The sequence below is a fragment of the Amycolatopsis bullii genome (assembly GCF_014654205.1).
Classification (GTDB): domain Bacteria; phylum Actinomycetota; class Actinomycetes; order Mycobacteriales; family Pseudonocardiaceae; genus Amycolatopsis; species Amycolatopsis plumensis.
Map to the genome: position 1 here is coordinate 1 of NZ_BNAW01000032.1, position 15,690 is coordinate 15,690.

The window sequence follows — 15,690 nt, forward strand, 5'->3', positions numbered from 1 at the left end:
TGGCCGGGACGGCTGCCCGCGCCCTCGCCGACGGTCGTGCCGCCCCGCCCGGTGCCGGCCGAGGTGCTCGACGCCGTCGGCGACGTCGTCCGCTGCACCGCGCGCGGCGAGCTCGGCTACCCCCCGTCGACGGTCGCCGTCGACGGGGGACCGCCCCGGCGGGTCATCGGCTCGGCCGGCCCGTGGGTGGTGCACCCGGCCCTGCCCGGCCGCCGCGGCGAGCGGCCCCTCGCCCGCGTCCAGGTGGTGCTGGAAGGCGACACCGCCGAAGACGGCGACATCGCGCTCCTGCTCAGCGCCACGATCGGCGACGATCCACAGTGGACGGTCGAGGGCTGCTACGACTAGCCGTCGCCACGAAAGCGTGATGAAGCGCTACCGGCAGGCACCATTTCGGTCCCGAAATGACTCGAAAGAACAGAACGGGTCAGGCGTCCGGCCGATCGACGCCGCCGCCGGACGGCGGCTATAACCGAAAGGATCTCTGGGAAAGGAATCCGACGTGGCCGGTTCGACGGTTTTGCTGGCGTTGACCGAAATCCCGCCGGGTTCGGTACCCGCCGGGCAGTTGGCGCGGATTTGCGAGCACCTCGCCGAGGAGGGGCACGAGGTCGTGCGCGCCGGCACCGGCGAGGACGCGCTGGCCGTCGTGCAGACCCGGGCCGATCTCGCCGCCGCCCTCGTGAGCTGGGACCTGGGGGACGGCGAAGCAGCCGCCGAAGCCGTGCTGAAAGCGCTGGTCGGCCGGTTCACCCGGCTGCCGGTGTTCCTGGTGACCACCTCGGCGTCGGTGGACGACCTGCCGCTGTGGGTCTCCGAAGTGATCTGCGGGTACGTGTGGCTGCTGGAGGACACGCCGGGGTTCATCGCCGGCCGGATCGGCGTGGCCGCCCGCCGGTACCGGGACGAAATCCTGCCGCCGTTCTTCCGGGAACTCCGCCGGTTCGACGACACCCACGAATACTCCTGGCACACCCCGGCCCACGCCGGTGGCGTGGCGTTCCTGAAATCGCCGGTCGGGCGGGCGCTGTTCGACTACTACGGTGAACGGCTGTTCCGCACCGACCTTTCGATTTCCGTGGCGGAACTGGGCTCGCTGTTCGAGCACACCGGGCCGATCGGCGACGCCGAGCGCAACGCCGCCCGGATCTTCGGCGCCGACCTGACGTACTTCGTGCTCCACGGCGATTCCACCGGCGACCGCATCGCCCTGCACGCCAGCGTCGCCACCGACGAGCTGGTGCTCGTCGACCGCAACTGCCACAAGGCGATCTACCACGGGCTGACGCTGACCGGCGGGCGTCCGGTCTACCTCGTGCCGACGCGCAACGGCTACGGGCTGATGGGCCCGATCCCGCCCGCCGCGCTGGCCCGCGAAGCCGTCGCCGAGCTCCTGCCGGCCAGCCCGCTCGCGGCCGGAGCCGCCGCGCCGGATCCGGTGTACGCGGTCATCACCAACTCGACCTACGACGGCCTGTGCTACGACGCGGTCCGCGTCGCCGAGCTGCTGGGGGCCAGCGTGCCGCGGCTGCACCTGGACGAGGCGTGGTTCGCCTACGCCCGGTTCCACCCGCTCTACGCCCGCCGCTACGGCATGGCCGTCGACGGCGACGCGGTGCCCGACACCGTCCGGCCGACCGTGTTCAGCACCCAGTCCACCCACAAACTGCTCGCCGCGATGTCCCAGAGCGCGATGCTGCACGTCAAGAACTCGCCCCGGTCGCCGGTCGAGCACCGGCAGTTCAACGAGACGTTCATGATGCACGCGACGACGTCACCGCTGTACCCGATGATCGCCGGGCTCGACGTCGCCGCCGGCATGATGGACGGGCCGGGCGGCCGGTGGCTGGTCGACGAGGCCGTCACCGAAGCCATCCGGTTCCGGCAGGCGGTGGCCCGCATCGGGCGCCGCATCGCCGCCGCCGGGGACCGGCCCGCCTGGTTCTTCGGCACCTGGCAGCCGGACGAGGTCGGCGACCCGGAAACCGGCCGGCGCTACCCGTTCGCGGACGCCCCGCTGGAGCTGCTGCGCACCGAGCCCGCCTGCTGGAGCCTCGAACCCGGCGCGTCGTGGCACGGCTTCCCCGGGCTGGAGGCGGGCTACTGCCTGCTGGACCCGGTCAAGGTCAGCGTCACCTGCCCGGGGACCGACGCGGCGGGCACCGTGGCCGAGCACGGGATCCCGGCGCGGATCCTCACCGCCTACCTCGAGACCCGGCGCATCGTCGTCGAGAAGACCGACGCGTACACGTGCTTGATCCTCTTCTCGATGGGCATCACCAAGGGCAAGTGGGGCACGCTCATCGACGGGCTCCTCGACTTCAAGGCGCTCCACGACACCGGCGCGCGCCTGGCCGACGTCCTGCCCGCCCTGGTCGAGGCGCATCCCGCCCGCTACGGCGAGCTCACGCTGCGGGACCTGTGCGACCAGATGCACGCCCACCTGCGCAAGAGCGACCTCATCCCGCTCCTCGACGCGGCGTTCACCCACCCGCCCCGCCCGGAGCTCACCCCGGCGCAGACCTACCAGCGCCTGCTGCGCGGCGGCACCGAGCCGGTCCGCCTCGCCGAGCTGGCCGGCCGGACGGTCGCCACTCAGGTCGTCACCACCCCGCCCGGCATCCCGGTCCTGATGCCGGGCGAAAACGCCGGCGGCCACGACGAGCCGACGCTGCGGTACCTGCGGGCCCTGGAGGACTTCGACCGGCACTTCCCGGGCTTCCCGAGCGAAACCCACGGTGTCGCGAGGGACACCGACGGCGACTACTGGATCACCTGCCTCCGGGTTTCCTGATCGCTGTGCCGCGGCGGGGCAAGAGGTGCTGATGGATCACTATCGGGAACCGCGGCAAACCTCCCGGCCGGCGCCGGCACGGCGGTCACCGTCCGCAGGGCCCGAGAGTTGGCCGGACGTGGTGCGCGCGCTGCAGCGCGGGGCGGGCAACAGCGCGGTGGCGCGCGTACTCGTGCAGAGGATGAGCGCTTCAGAACTCCAGACGCTGGAGGGCGACTTCGGTCCCGTACGGGTGCGGGAGGCCCTGCAACGCCTCGGCCAGACCGCGGAGGATGCGAAGGCGGCGGAGGTGCGTGCGGCCTGCGAAGCCGATCCGTTCGGGAGTGCCGGAGATGCCGCGCAACGCAAGTTCCGTTGGGCCTCGTCGGGAGACAGCGACTGGGCGAAGTACCTCAGGGGCGAGGTTTCCGAGCCGGGCAGCATGAACTGCTGGGAATACCTCCTGTTCGTCGCGGTCAGGACGGGTCAGCTGTCGAGACCGGAACTGGTGAGGCTCTATACGGACGCAGACGGTTTCGTGAACGCAGAAAAGGAGTCCGCAGCCCAGGTTTTCGCCGGCAGTGAAACGGATCTCCTGAACGACTACGGGGCCTTGTCGATCGGTGACGCGATCGTGTTCGACATCCCGGAACGGCACGTCGCCCTGTCGCTCGGTGGCGGGCGCGTCGCCGACATGGGCGGCCGCTACGAAGAAGTGAGCGAGGTGGACCTCGGCGACCTCGTCGCCCACCAGCACACCAGGATCCAGTTGGACGGCCTGTACTCGCACCTGTCGCTGGTCATGGACGAGGAAAACCGGAAGGCGGGAGGTGAGCACAAAAACGTCAATGACGTCTACGACTTCCGGGAGTATGTCGAAGACGGTCTCGGACACAATCGGGACAAGCCGTTGCCGCGATCTCTCATGGACTACGTCGAAGATTGCGCCGCAGAAAAGGCGTGGTCGCGGGAGACCAAGCAGTTCGTTCAGTCGGTGGTTTCGCGCGTTTCCGTCCCGCCGCTGCACCGGATCCCCAAGGCGATCTGGATCGCGCGTGTCAAGAGCTACGTCCCGCCCACGCGGCTGTGACCGAGGCAACTCCGGTCCGTCCACAGTTGACATCGGCCGCGCCCCGACGCAGGATCGGACCACAGTAGTCGATCGTGTGTTCGAACAGTAGTCGCTGGCTTCCCCACAGCGAAATCGGTGGGAGCCGGCTTTGGCGTTCAACAATCCGCGCGTGCCGTGGTCCGAAGTGGAGCGGATCGCCTCCGGGCGGCCGCCCGTTCCCGGGGTCGAGCTCGACGCCCCGGCGTGGTCGCGCAAGCGCGAGGGCTACGGCGGGGCGCCCGAGGACCTGCGGAACCGGCGTGGCCGGGACGACGGCGGGGACCGGATCCGGGCGCCCTACGCCGAGCTGCACGTCCACTCCAACTTCAGCTTCCTCGACGGTGCGAGCCACCCCGAGACGCTCGTCGAGGAGGCCGCGCGGCTCGAGCTCGACGCGCTCGTGCTCACCGACCACGACGGCATGTACGGGGCCGTGCGGTTCAACGACGCCGCGCGGGAGCTCGGGGTGCGGGTCGGGTTCGGGGCCGAACTGTCGCTCGGGCTGCCCGGGCCGCAGGCCGGAGAGCCGGACCCCCACGGCTCGCACCTGCTGCTGCTCGCCCGGCAGCAGGAGGGCTACCACCGGCTGTGCCGCGTCATCTCGCGGGCCCAGCTCGCCGGCGGCGAGAAGGGACGGCCGGTCTACGACTTCGACGAGCTCGCGGACGAGCTGGCCGGGCACGTCGTCGTCCTCACCGGGTGCCGCAAGGGGGCCGTCCGGCAGGCGCTCACCCGCCACGGCCCGGCCGCCGCGCGCGCCGAGCTGGGGCGGCTCGTCGACCGGTTCGGGCGGTCGCACGTCGCCGTCGAGCTGATCGACCACCGGCTGCCCGCCGACGACGCCGCCAACGACCTCCTCGACGACCTGGCCAGGGAACTGCGGCTGCCCACGGTCGTGTCCAACAACGTGCACTACGCCCGCCCGGAAGACGCCGTCGTGGCGGACGCGGTCGCCGCCGTGCGGGCGCGGCGGTCGGCCGAAGACCTCGAAGGGTGGCGGCCGCCGTCGGGACAGGCGTTCCTGCGGTCCGGGATGGAGCAGCGGCGCCGCTTCGAGCGCCGGTATCCCGGCGCCGTCGGCCGGGCTGCCGTGCTGGGCGTCGAAGTGGCGTTCGACCTCAACCTCGTCGCGCCGGACCTGCCCCCGTTCCCCGTACCGGCCGGGCACGACGAGATGTCGTTCCTCACCGAGCTGACCTGGCAGGGCGCTGCGAAGCGCTACGGGCCGCGGGAGGCGCACCCGAAGGCCTACGCCCAGCTCGACCACGAACTCGCCGTCATCGAGAAGCTCGGCTTCCCCGGCTACTTCCTCGTCGTCTGGGACATCGTCCGCTTCTGCCGGGAGGCGGACATCCTCTGCCAGGGCCGCGGTTCGGCCGCGAACTCCGCGGTCTGCTACGCGCTGGAGATCTGCCACGCCGACCCGGTGAAGTGGAACCTGCTGTTCGAGCGGTTCCTCGCGCCGGAGCGGGACGGGCCGCCGGACATCGACGTCGACATCGAGTCCGGCCGCCGCGAGGAGGCCATCCAGTACGTCTACGAAAAGCACGGCCGGTTCCACGCCGCCCAGGTCGCCAACGTCATCACCTACCGGGCGCCGTCGGCGATCCGCGACGCCGCGAAGGCGCTCGGTCACAGCCCCGGGCAGCAGGACGCCTACGGCAAGCTCGTCGATCGCTGGGGCGGGGTCGCCGCCACGAAGCAGCAGGCCGCCGGGGCGATCCCGGCCGACGTCCTCGACCTGGCCGCGCGGATCGAGGACTTCCCGCGCCACCTCGGCATCCACTCCGGCGGCATGGTGATCTCGAAGCAGCCGGTGTCCGAAGTGGTCCCCGTGGAATGGGCGACGATGAAGGACCGCAGCGTGCTGCAGTGGGACAAGGACGACTGCGCCACCGTCGGGCTGGTCAAGTTCGACCTGCTCGGGCTCGGCATGCTTTCGGCGCTGCACCACATGATCGACCTCGTCGCCGAACACCACGAGACCACTGTGGACATCGGCAAGCTGGACCTCGCCGACGCGGCGGTCTACGACATGCTCTGCGAAGCCGACGCCGTCGGCGTGTTCCAGGTGGAGTCCCGCGCTCAGCTGGCCACGCTGCCGCGGCTGCGGCCGCGGAAGTTCTACGACCTCGTCGTCGAAGTCGCGCTCATCCGGCCCGGCCCGATCCAGGGCGGCTCGGTGCACCCCTACATCCGCCGTCGCCGCGGCGACGAGGAATGGGAACACGCGCACCCGCTGCTGGCCGCGTCCCTGGACCGCACCCTCGGCGTGCCGCTGTTCCAGGAGCAGGTGATGCAGATGGCGGTGGACGTCGCGAGCTTCACCCCGGCCGAGGCCGACCAGTTGCGCCGCGCGATGGGTGCCAAGCGGTCCAGCGCCAAGATGAAAGCCCTGATGGCGCGGTTCTTCCGCGGCTGCGCGGCCAACGGCCTCGACCGCGAGCTCGCCACCCGGATCTTCGAGCAGATCCACGCCTTCTCCGGCTACGGCTTCCCCGAAGCGCACTCGATGTCCTTCGCGCTGCTCGTGTACGCGTCGGCGTGGTTCAAGCGCTACTACCCGGCCGCGTTCTGCGCCGGGCTGCTGCGGGCGCAGCCGATGGGCTTCTACAGCCCGCAGTCCCTGGTCGCCGACGCGCGCCGCCACGGCGTGCACATCCGGGAGCCCGACGTCAACGCGAGCCTCGCCGGCGCCACCCTCGAACCGGACGGCGGCAGCACGGGCGGCGTCGCGCTCCGGCTGGGCCTCGCCGCGGTCCGCCACCTCGGCGAAGACGTCGCCGACCTCATCGTCGCCGAACGGGCGGCGCACGGTCCGTACGCGAGCATCGGTGACGTGACCCGCCGGGTGCGGCTGAAGAAGAACGCCGTCGAAGCGCTGGCCACGGCGGGTGCGTTCAGCGGGTTCGGCGGCGACCGGCGGCAGGACCTGTGGGCCGCCGGCGCGGCCGCGGCGACCCGGCCCGGCCACCTGCCCGGCCTCGCCCCGGGCCTCGACGCACCGGCGCTGCCCGGGATGACGCGGCTGGAAGTGACGGCGGCGGACCTGTGGGCCACGGGCGTCTCCCCGGACAGCCACCCGGTCGAGTACCTGCGCGAGCTCCTGGACCGGCGCGGCGCGATCACGGTCGCCGAGCTCCTGCGCACCGAGGACGGCACGCGGGTCTGGGTCGGCGGCGCGGTCACCCACCGCCAGCGCCCCGCGACGGCCGGCGGGATCACGTTCCTGAACCTCGAAGACGAAACCGGCATGGCCAACGTCCTCGTCTCGCCCGGGCTGTGGCAGCGGCAGCGGCTCGTGGCCCGGACCAGCGCCGCCGTGGTGGTCCGCGGGCTGGTGCAAGCGGGCGAAGGTGTCGTCACGCTCGTCGCGGACCGCCTTGTCCCGCTCGAAATCCGGGGGCTCGCCGTCCCGTCCCGCGATTTCCGCTGACGCGTGTTGCGCAGGTCGGTGCGTGCTGCCTCCCTCCTCGCCGACGCACTGGCCGACCCGCACCCGCCGTCCGATCCGCCGCTGTTGCGGCACTGCGGGCGACCGCCCGCTGACCGTCCGCTCGGCACCGACCGCATCGAAAAGCTCGAACTTCCGTCGCGCACCGGGCCCTCGCGCGACTTCCGTTGACTTTCGGGCCCGCTCGGTGGTTCTCTCGCTGAGAGCGCTCCCAGTCACCCGTTCGTGCCCGACGAAGTGAGGATGGACCTTCATGACAGCTCGACGTCTGCGCTGGGCAGCGTGGCCGGTGATCGCCGTGCTCGCCGCGGCGATACCCGCGACCGGTGTCGCCGGGGCCGCGACCACGCCCACGGCGACGGTCACCGTCAACGCCCGAGCCGGGCTGGCGACCATGCCGGACACCGGGATCGGCATCAACCACGCGGTCTGGGACAGCCAGCTGGGGACCGACGAGGTCGCCGACCTCTTCGGTGCCGCCGGTGTCCGCACGATGCGCTACCCCGGTGGTTCCTACGGCGACATCTACCACTGGAAGGACAACACCGCGCCGGGCGGGTACGTGGCGCCGAACACCGATTTCGACACCTTCATGGGCGGGGTCCGCAGAGCTGGGGCGCAGCCGATCATCATCGCCAACTACGGCACCGGCACGCCGGAGGAAGCCGCGGACTGGGTGCGGTACGCCAACGTCACCAAGGGATACGGCGTCAAGTACTGGGAAATCGGCAACGAGCTGTACGGGAACGGGCACTACGGCGCGAACTGGGAAGCCGACAACCACGCGGACAAGAGCCCGGCGGCGTACGCCAACGGGGTCGTCGCCTACGCCGACGCGATGAAGGCCGTCGATCCGGGCGTCAAGATCGGCGCCGTGCTGACCACCCCGGCGAACTGGCCGGACGGCATCGTCGGCTCCGGCGACACGGCGACCTGGAACCAGACCGTGCTGTCGATCGCGGGGCCGCACATCGACTTCGTCATCCTGCACTGGTACCCCACCGGTTCGACGGCGGCGGAAGCCCTGGCCAAGCCGGAGCAGATCGACGACATGATCTACGCGGCGCGCGAGCAGATCACCCGGTACGCGGGCGCGAACTCCGGCCGCATCGGCATCTCGATGACCGAAACCAACACGCCGGTCGGCGTGAACACCCAGCCCGGTGCGCTGTTCGCCGCCGACACCTACAGCTCGCTGCTCGAGAACGGGGTGTTCACCGTCGATTGGTGGGACACGCACAACGGGCCGACCAAGCTGTCCACTGTGGCCGGATATCCGGACTACGGCGACGGCGGCCTGCTCTCCAGCGGCACCTGCCTGGACGGTGGTGTCTGCGAACCGCCGCTCAACACCCCGTTCGCGCCCTACTACGGCCTGAAGATGCTGAGCGCCTTCGCGCACCCCGGCGACCAGTTCGTCCGCGCCGCCGCGGACGACCCGCTCGTCGGCGCGCACGCCGTCCGGCGGCCGAACGGCGATCTCGCCGTGCTGCTGCTGAACAAGGACCAGGACCAGGCCAGGACGGTGACGCTCGACTACGCGGGCTACACGCCGGCCGCCGGCGCGCCCCAGGTGTTCACCTTCACCAACGGCGCGACTTCGATCAGCAGTGCGGCGACCGGGACGAGCACGGCCCAGACGCTGCCGCCGTATTCGCTGACCACCGTGGTGCTGCACCCGGCGGCCGCGGCGTCCGCCGGGCCCGGCGCGCCCGGCCGGCCGACCGGCACGGCGACCGACCGGACCGCGGCGATCAGCTGGCCCGCGGCCGCGCCCGGCGCCCACCCGATCGCGAAGTACGAGGTCTACCGGCAGGTGGGCGCGGTGAGCGAGCAGTGGGGTGAGACGACCGGCACGTCGCTGGACGTCGGGAACCTCGTGCCCGGCAGCCGGTACACGATCAACGTGCTGGCGCGCGACACGGCGGGCAACGTGTCCGCGGCCTCCCCGCCGCTGACGCTCACGACCGGCGCGCCGGCGGCGAGCAGCTGCACGGTCCGGATGATCGACGTCACCGACTGGGCGAGCGGGTTCGTCGGCGGCATCCAAGTCACCGGCAGCGGTGTGGTGGGGGACTGGACGCTGACCTTCAGCTGGCCGACCGCGCGGCAGAAGCTCACCGGCGGCTGGAACGGCACGTGGGCGCAGAACGGGACGACGGTGACGGTCTCGTCGCCGGCCCCGCCGGCGGCGGGCGTGGACGTCGGGTTCACCGCCGACTACAGCGGGCCGAACATCCTGCCGACGGCGTTCAGGCTCAACGGCGTCCTCTGCGCGGCGGGCTAACGCCCGGACTCGACGCGATCGCGCACGGCCCGCAGTTCTTCCCCGACGACCGCCATCTGCGCGTCGACCGCCGACGGCTCGGTGTCGCCGGGGAAGAACAGGCTGAAGATCAGCTCGGCGCCGGTCAGGTTCGGCACCACCCGGGTGAACAGGCCCAGGTGGGGGGCATCGGCGCTGACGACGTCGACGACACCGTGCTCGGCGGCGACCCGCACGGCGACCCGCTGCGGGCCGCCGCCGGTGTGGACGCGCCAGATGTCCCCGTGGTCGTGGTCGACGGCGGTGGCGAAGCCGGGGGCCCATTCGGGGAGGTGGCGAGGATCGGCCAGGTATTCGACGACCCGCTGCGGCGGGGTGGCAATGGAGATGGTGCGCGTTTCGGCTCTTCCCAGTGTCATGCCGGAAACGATACGCACCTGCTTATGATTTGTCGACGCGTAAGATCTCGCCGGTGAACGAGGACGACGATCTCGGGGCCCTCTGCGCCGGGGCGGGCCGCAGCCTGGCCGAGGCCGAGCGGCCGGTGCTGGACCGGCACGGCCTCTCGATGTGGCAGTACGTCGTGCTGTCGGCACTGGCCGCCGGGGCGGCGCCCAGCCAGCTGGTGCTCGCCCAGCAGATCCGCTACGACAAGACCCGTCTGATCGGCCTGCTGGACGCGCTCGAGGCGGAGGGCCTGGTGGCCCGCGACCCGGACCCGGCCGACCGCCGCGCGCGAGTGGTCCGCTTGACCCCGGAGGGCACCCGCCGGCACGCGGCGGTCCGTGCCGCGATCCGGGAGGTGGAGGAGCGGAAACTGGCGGGGCTGGCGCCGGAGGCTCGGCGGTTGCTGCGGACGGGGTTGGCGCACCTGGCGAACTCGGACTGACTGCACTGGTTGCCGGGAGCCGGGGTGAGCAGCCCCCGATTTCCACGCTAGCGGAGGGCACCGACAAAACTGGAGGCTTCCGCAGGGGTTGTCCACAGGCATGCGGATTGGTGGCCAACGTTGTGATCGCAAACCGGCGGCCGGGAGCGCAAGGCGACCAGCGACGTCACCAGACCTCCCCCGCCCGTCGGCTGAAAATCCCACCGGAGGGGCGGGGGAGGTCGGACCCGCTCTGCCGCGGCAGAAATCAGCGTTCAAGCCCTGCCGTGGCAGAAAAGAAATCTGCCGTGGCAAAAAGACAAAAGACTGTCCTCGCCGGACGGGCAGGCTCCGGGATGACCCCTCCTCCCCGCTGTCCCCTCACGTTCTCGAGGTGGGCCGCTGGTGGTCATCCCGTCGCCTGAACGAGGCCTATCACTTTGAGCCGGGCCCGCAAGCTTGCGCTGTTCCCTCGCGCCGGTCTTGTGGTTGCGGGCCCGGCTCAAAGTGATTTGACGGCCTCAGGCGACGGGATGACCACCCTGCTCCTCCTATGGGTCAAGACCCCGGGCGATCGCCATCCCGGGATGCGTAAGCACTGTTACAATCCTCTTGTGATCCGGCCATGCCTCTGACCAGCGCGTTCGTCGACCTCGCGCCGCTACGGACCTCGCCGCCGTTCCGGCGGCTCTGGCTGGGCCGGGTCTGCTCCGGGTTCGGCTCGCAGATGACACTCGTCGCCGTGATGTTCCAGGTGTGGGAACAGACCCGGAGTGCGGTGTGGACCGGTGCCGTCGGGCTTGCGCAAGCGCTTCCCATCGTCGTGTTCGGATTGTTCGCCGGCTCGCTTGTGGACCGCGCCGACCGGCGGAAGGTTGCCCTGGTTGCCACGACCGGGCAGGCCGTCTGCTCGGTTTTCCTCGCCGTGCAAGGGTTTCTCGGGGATGTGCCGGTGGTTGCGGTGCTGGGGCTGGTGGCCGTCCAGTCGTGTTTCGTCGCCTGTGGGGGGCCGGCCGCACGGACCTTCATCCCGCGGCTGCTGCCGCCGGAACAGCTGTCCGCCGGCCTGGCGCTGAACCGGATCGCCTTCCAGGGTGCGATGTTGCTCGGCCCGGCGCTCGGCGGGCTCGTTCTCGGCTGGTTCGGCGTCGGCGGCTGCTACCTCGTCGACGCGCTCACCTTCGGCCTGGCCTTCTACGGCGTCTTCGGCCTCCCGGCGATGCGGCCCGACGGTGAACCCTCGCGGCCCGGGCTGCACGGCGTGCTCGATGGGCTCGCCTTCCTCGTGCGGACGCCGGTTGTGCGGGGTGCGCTGCTCACCGATCTCGCCGCCACCGTGCTGTCCATGCCGATCAGCCTGTTTCCGCTGGTCAACGCCGAACGCTTCGCCGGCGATCCGCGCACGCTCGGCCTGTTCCTTTCGGCCGTCGCGGTCGGCGGGGTCGGGGCGTCGGTGTTCTCCGGGACGTTCACGCGGCGGTCGCGGCCGGGCCGGGTGATGCTCGCCGGCTCGGCGCTCTGGGGCGCCGCGCTGACCGGGTTCGGCCTGGCTCCGCAGCCGTGGCTCGGCCTGGCCTGCCTCGTCGTCGCCGGGGCGGCCGACACGGTCTCGGTGGTCTCGCGCAGCGCGCTGGTCCAGCTCGCCACCCCGGACGCCCTGCTCGGCCGGGTGGCGGCCGCCGAGCAGATCGTCGGCCAGGCGGGCCCGGACATCGGCAACCTGCGCGGCGGCCTCGTCGCGGGGGCGGTGTCGGGCACGTTCGCACTGGTCAGCGGCGGGGTGCTGTGCGTGGTGGCGGTGGCGCTGGTCGGCGCGGTCACGCCCGGGCTGCGCCGCTTCACCACCCTCGCCGAGACCGCGCCGCGTTAGCCGGCCGGTGGCGGCACGTGCTGCGGGGTGCCGATCACCGCCGTCGCGAACGCGCGTCGGCATTCGATGCCGAGTTTCCCGTTGCGCCGAACGTCCACCAGCTTTCCTGGAGGATCCGCGAGAATTCGTTCGGCGATGACGTCCCGCTGCTTCGCGGCCTGGATGCCGTGCCCCGATTGGCCTCCATCGGCTCGCGCCGGGCCGGAGGTCGAAACCGGAGAAATCCGGTCGCGGGGTCCAGGAATTGACCGTCGCAGCCCATTTCCGGCGCGAACCAAATCGTTTTCCATTCTTTGGCAGGGTCCGGTTCGTCGGCGTGGGGGGTTACGCCAAGCAGTCGCTTCGCCACTCCGCGGCGTTACGACGATCAGCGCAACCCGAGGCCACTACCTGCGGTGGCAAGATCACGAAACCTGATCGAGTGAGGCAAGTTTCTTTCTGTCAATCCCGTCCGCCCTGTCAGTGGGTAACCCGTTCGGCCTTCTGTCACTCTTTCGCGTGAACGTGGCGTGACATATTTCTCGGCAACGTATTTGCGGCCCGGGAAATCGTCATCTACAGTCCCGCTGATCACGGCCGAACGAGCCGTATTCCGTGGTCCCCATAATCTTCTCCGAGGAGTGGCATGCTTCATCGCGCCTCGACCCGCCGGCTCGCCGTGCTCGCCCTGGCCTTCGTCGTCCTGCTGACCGGGTGCAGCCAGCTCAAGAGCCCCTCCGCTGCCGGCGGCGTCGAAAAGCCGTCGATCCGGGTCGCGATCCTCACCACCGTCGACCTCGCGCCGCTGTGGCTGGCGCAGGAGGGCGGGTACTTCAAGGCCGAAGGTCTCGAGGTGCAGACCGACATCGGCGCCAGCGGCCAGGAGACGCTGAGCCGGATGACCAGCGGCCAAGACGACCTGGCGCTGTCCACCTACACCCTGTTCTTCCTGGCCAAGAGCAGCGGCGGGGCCGACCTCAAGCTGGTGACCGACGGCACCTCGGCGAGCCCGCGCAGCAACGAGGTCGTCACCGTGCCGAACTCGCCGGTGAAGACGGTGAGCGACCTCCAGGGCAAGCGGATCGCCATCAGCTCGAAGAACGCCGCTTCGGACGTGCTGACCCGGTCGGTGATGCGCGACCACGGCGTCGACCCCGGCAAGGTGCAGTGGGTCCCGATGCCGCTGCCGGAAATGAGCAGCGCGCTGGCGCAGGGCCGGGTCGACGCGGCCTACCAGCCGGAACCGTTCCTCACCCAGGCGGCCAAGACCGCCGGCGCGTACCCCGTCATCGACGCCGCCAGTGGCAGCACCCAGAACTTCCCCCTCACCGGCTACGGTGCCACGGCCAAGTGGGTCCAGGACCACCCGAAGACGGTGCGGGCGTTCCAGCGCGCGATGCTCAACGCCACGCGCGCGGCGGTCGACCGGTCCCGGATCGAGCCGCTCGTCGTCCGCAACGCCAAGGTCGACCAGGACATCGCCAGCCTGATGGTGATGCCGGCGTTCGGGTCCACCCTGGACGCCCGCCGCATCCAGCGGGTGCCGGACCTGCTGCAGCAGCTGGGCGTGGTCCAGACGAAGATCGACGCCTCTTCGATGCTCGCCCCGCAGGCCGGCACCGGCTGAGCCGGCGACCGGTCGCCAAGGGCGGGTGCGCAGCGCGCACCCGCCCTTTTTCATGTCACAGCCCCTCCCGTCAGGACTTCCCGCCGATGATGGGGAATCCGAAATTTTCAGTCCGCCGGCCCTCGTCCGGTTTCGGTGATTCGCACCTTGACACGACCGCCGCCGCAGCCCACCCTCTTCATACCGACCGCGCGGTACGGCGTTGTCCACATGGTGGGAGGGACAGTCATCGATGGCACTTCTCGGTGAGGCACAGCCCGGTGAAGACCTGCTCGTGGTCGACGGCCTCACGGTGCGCTTCGGCGGCCTCACCGCCCTGCACGACGTCCACCTGAGCGTCGGCGCCGGCACCGTCGTCGGGGTCATCGGGCCCAACGGTGCGGGCAAGACGACGCTGTTCAACGTCGTCTGCGGGTTCGTCCGGCCCCAGGCCGGCCGCGTGCTGTGGCGCGGAAGCCCGCTCGTCCGGCACCGCCCCGAACACCTCGCGCGGCTCGGGATCGTCCGGACCCTGCAGGGTCTCGGGCTCTTCCCCGGGCTGACGGTCCTCGAGAACGTGATGGCCGGCGCGGGCCGTCACGCCCGGACCGGAGCGTTCCCGGCGCTCGTGGGCGCCGGCCGCTCGGCCCGCGACGAAGCCGAGCTGGCCGGGCGGGCCCGGGAAACCCTGGGCGAGCTCGGGATCGCCGACCTCGCCGGCCGCTTGCCCGGCGTGCTGCCCTACGGCGTGCGGAAACGGGTGGCGCTCGCCCGGGCCCTGGTGGCCGAACCGGATCTGCTGCTGCTCGACGAACCCGCGAGCGGGCTGTCGGCCTCCGAGCTCGTCGAGCTGTCGACGTTGATCCTCTCGCTGCGGCGGCACATGGCGGTGGTGCTGGTGGAACACCACATGGACCTGGTGATGGAGGTCTGCGACCGCGTGGTGGTGCTGAACTTCGGCGAGGTGATCGCGGCGGGCAGCCCGGCCGAGATCCAGGCCGACCCGCGCGTGGCCGAGGCCTACCTCGGTGATCCCGCCGAGGAGGCGTCCGGTGCTTGAGATCGAAAACCTGTCCGTCTCCTACGGCGCGGTCCGCGCGCTCGACGGTGTCGGCATCACGGTCGAACGCGGCGGGATCACCGCCGTGCTCGGCGCGAACGGCGCCGGGAAGACCACCTTGCTGCGCACGATCAGCGGCCTCCACCCCGCCCGCGGCGGCCGGATCACCTGGGACGAGCGGGAACTCACCGGGCTGGCGCCGGACCGGATCGCGCGCGGCGGCGTCGCGCACGTGCCCGAAGGCGGCGGGGTCATCACCGAACTCACCGTCGACGAGAACCTCCGGCTGGGCGCGCTGTGGCGGCGGGACCGCGCCGACCGGGCCGCCGCGCGCCGGGAGATGTACGAGCTTTTCCCCGCCCTGGAAGAACGTTCGGCGAAACCCGCCTCGACGCTCTCCGGCGGCGAACGGCAGATGCTCGCGATCGGCCGGGCCCTGATGAGCCGGCCGTCGCTGCTGCTGCTCGACGAACCGTCGCTGGGCCTCGCCCCGCTCATCACCGCCCGGATCATGGGCATCCTGCGCGACCTGCGGGCCTCGACCGGCCTCACCGTCGTGCTCGTCGAGCAGAACGCGCACTCCGCGCTGTCCATCGCCGACCGCGGGTACGTCCTCGCGCTCGGCCGGGTCGTGGCCGTCGACACCGCGGCGGAACTCCTGGCGGACGACGGCCTCCGCCACGCCTACCTCGGCTTCTGAGCG

Annotated in this window: 10 protein-coding genes and 1 pseudogene; 10 read left to right on the forward strand and 1 reads right to left on the reverse strand. The window is 71.2% G+C overall.

The genetic code is table 11. The features are described 5' to 3' along the window. The 5 genes and pseudogenes from IE317_RS29095 to IE317_RS29115 form a co-directional block, all read left to right on the forward strand. Positions 1–348 (forward strand): annotated as a pseudogene (locus tag IE317_RS29095) (DNA polymerase Y family protein); the annotation flags it as partial. A 154-nt stretch (positions 349–502) separates the two neighbouring features. Then, entirely contained in the window at positions 503–2,794 is a 2,292-nt protein-coding gene (locus tag IE317_RS29100) for an Orn/Lys/Arg decarboxylase N-terminal domain-containing protein (RefSeq protein ID WP_191314543.1), read from the forward strand. A 118-nt stretch (positions 2,795–2,912) separates the two neighbouring features. Further along, entirely contained in the window at positions 2,913–3,863 is a 951-nt protein-coding gene (locus tag IE317_RS29105; protein ID WP_191314544.1) for a hypothetical protein, read from the forward strand. A 130-nt stretch (positions 3,864–3,993) separates the two neighbouring features. Then, entirely contained in the window at positions 3,994–7,320 is a 3,327-nt protein-coding gene (locus IE317_RS29110; RefSeq protein WP_191314545.1) for an error-prone DNA polymerase, read from the forward strand. Between the two features lie 271 nt (positions 7,321–7,591). Continuing rightward, the gene (locus IE317_RS29115) at positions 7,592–9,625 is read left to right on the forward strand and encodes a cellulose binding domain-containing protein (RefSeq protein ID WP_229902979.1); all 2,034 of its coding nucleotides are present in this window, start codon (positions 7,592–7,594) and stop codon (positions 9,623–9,625) included. Here the strand turns inward: IE317_RS29115 and IE317_RS29120 are convergent. Further along, entirely contained in the window at positions 9,622–10,023 is a 402-nt protein-coding gene (locus tag IE317_RS29120; protein ID WP_191314546.1) for an SRPBCC family protein, read from the reverse strand. The genes IE317_RS29115 and IE317_RS29120 overlap by 4 nt on opposite strands. Before the next feature lie 53 nt (positions 10,024–10,076). Between IE317_RS29120 and IE317_RS29125 the strand changes: the two genes are divergently transcribed. From IE317_RS29125 to IE317_RS29145, 5 genes are all read left to right on the forward strand, one after another. Continuing rightward, positions 10,077–10,493 carry a MarR family winged helix-turn-helix transcriptional regulator gene (locus IE317_RS29125; RefSeq protein ID WP_191314547.1) on the forward strand — a complete coding sequence of 139 codons (417 nt, stop codon included), beginning with the start codon at positions 10,077–10,079 and terminating at the stop codon, positions 10,491–10,493. 604 nt (positions 10,494–11,097) lie between these two features. Beyond that, a complete protein-coding gene (locus IE317_RS29130) occupies positions 11,098–12,342 on the forward strand; it encodes an MFS transporter (RefSeq protein WP_191314548.1) in 1,245 nt (414 codons plus the stop codon). 625 nt (positions 12,343–12,967) lie between these two features. Then, positions 12,968–13,948 (forward strand): ABC transporter substrate-binding protein, encoded by a 981-nt coding sequence (locus IE317_RS29135; protein WP_191314549.1) that lies wholly within the window; start codon positions 12,968–12,970, stop codon positions 13,946–13,948. Between the two features lie 232 nt (positions 13,949–14,180). Next, complete coding sequence (locus IE317_RS29140) at positions 14,181–14,987, forward strand: ABC transporter ATP-binding protein (RefSeq protein WP_191314550.1); 807 nt, start codon at positions 14,181–14,183, stop codon at positions 14,985–14,987. Further along, complete coding sequence (locus IE317_RS29145) at positions 14,980–15,687, forward strand: ABC transporter ATP-binding protein (RefSeq protein WP_191314551.1); 708 nt, start codon at positions 14,980–14,982, stop codon at positions 15,685–15,687. The genes IE317_RS29140 and IE317_RS29145 overlap by 8 nt, the downstream gene beginning before the upstream one ends. The last annotated feature ends 3 nt before the right edge of the window (positions 15,688–15,690 follow it).

Bases quoted from the DNA above. Each gene is read 5' to 3' on its own strand.
- IE317_RS29115 (WP_229902979.1), top strand. From the start codon at position 7,592: ATGACAGCTCGACGTCTGCGCTGGGCAGCGTGGCCGGTGATCGCCGTG.
- IE317_RS29120 (WP_191314546.1), bottom strand. From the start codon at position 10,023: ATGACACTGGGAAGAGCCGAAACGCGCACCATCTCCATTGCCACCCCG.
- IE317_RS29130 (WP_191314548.1), top strand. From the start codon at position 11,098: ATGCCTCTGACCAGCGCGTTCGTCGACCTCGCGCCGCTACGGACCTCG.
- IE317_RS29135 (WP_191314549.1), top strand. From the start codon at position 12,968: ATGCTTCATCGCGCCTCGACCCGCCGGCTCGCCGTGCTCGCCCTGGCC.
- IE317_RS29140 (WP_191314550.1), top strand. From the start codon at position 14,181: ATGGCACTTCTCGGTGAGGCACAGCCCGGTGAAGACCTGCTCGTGGTC.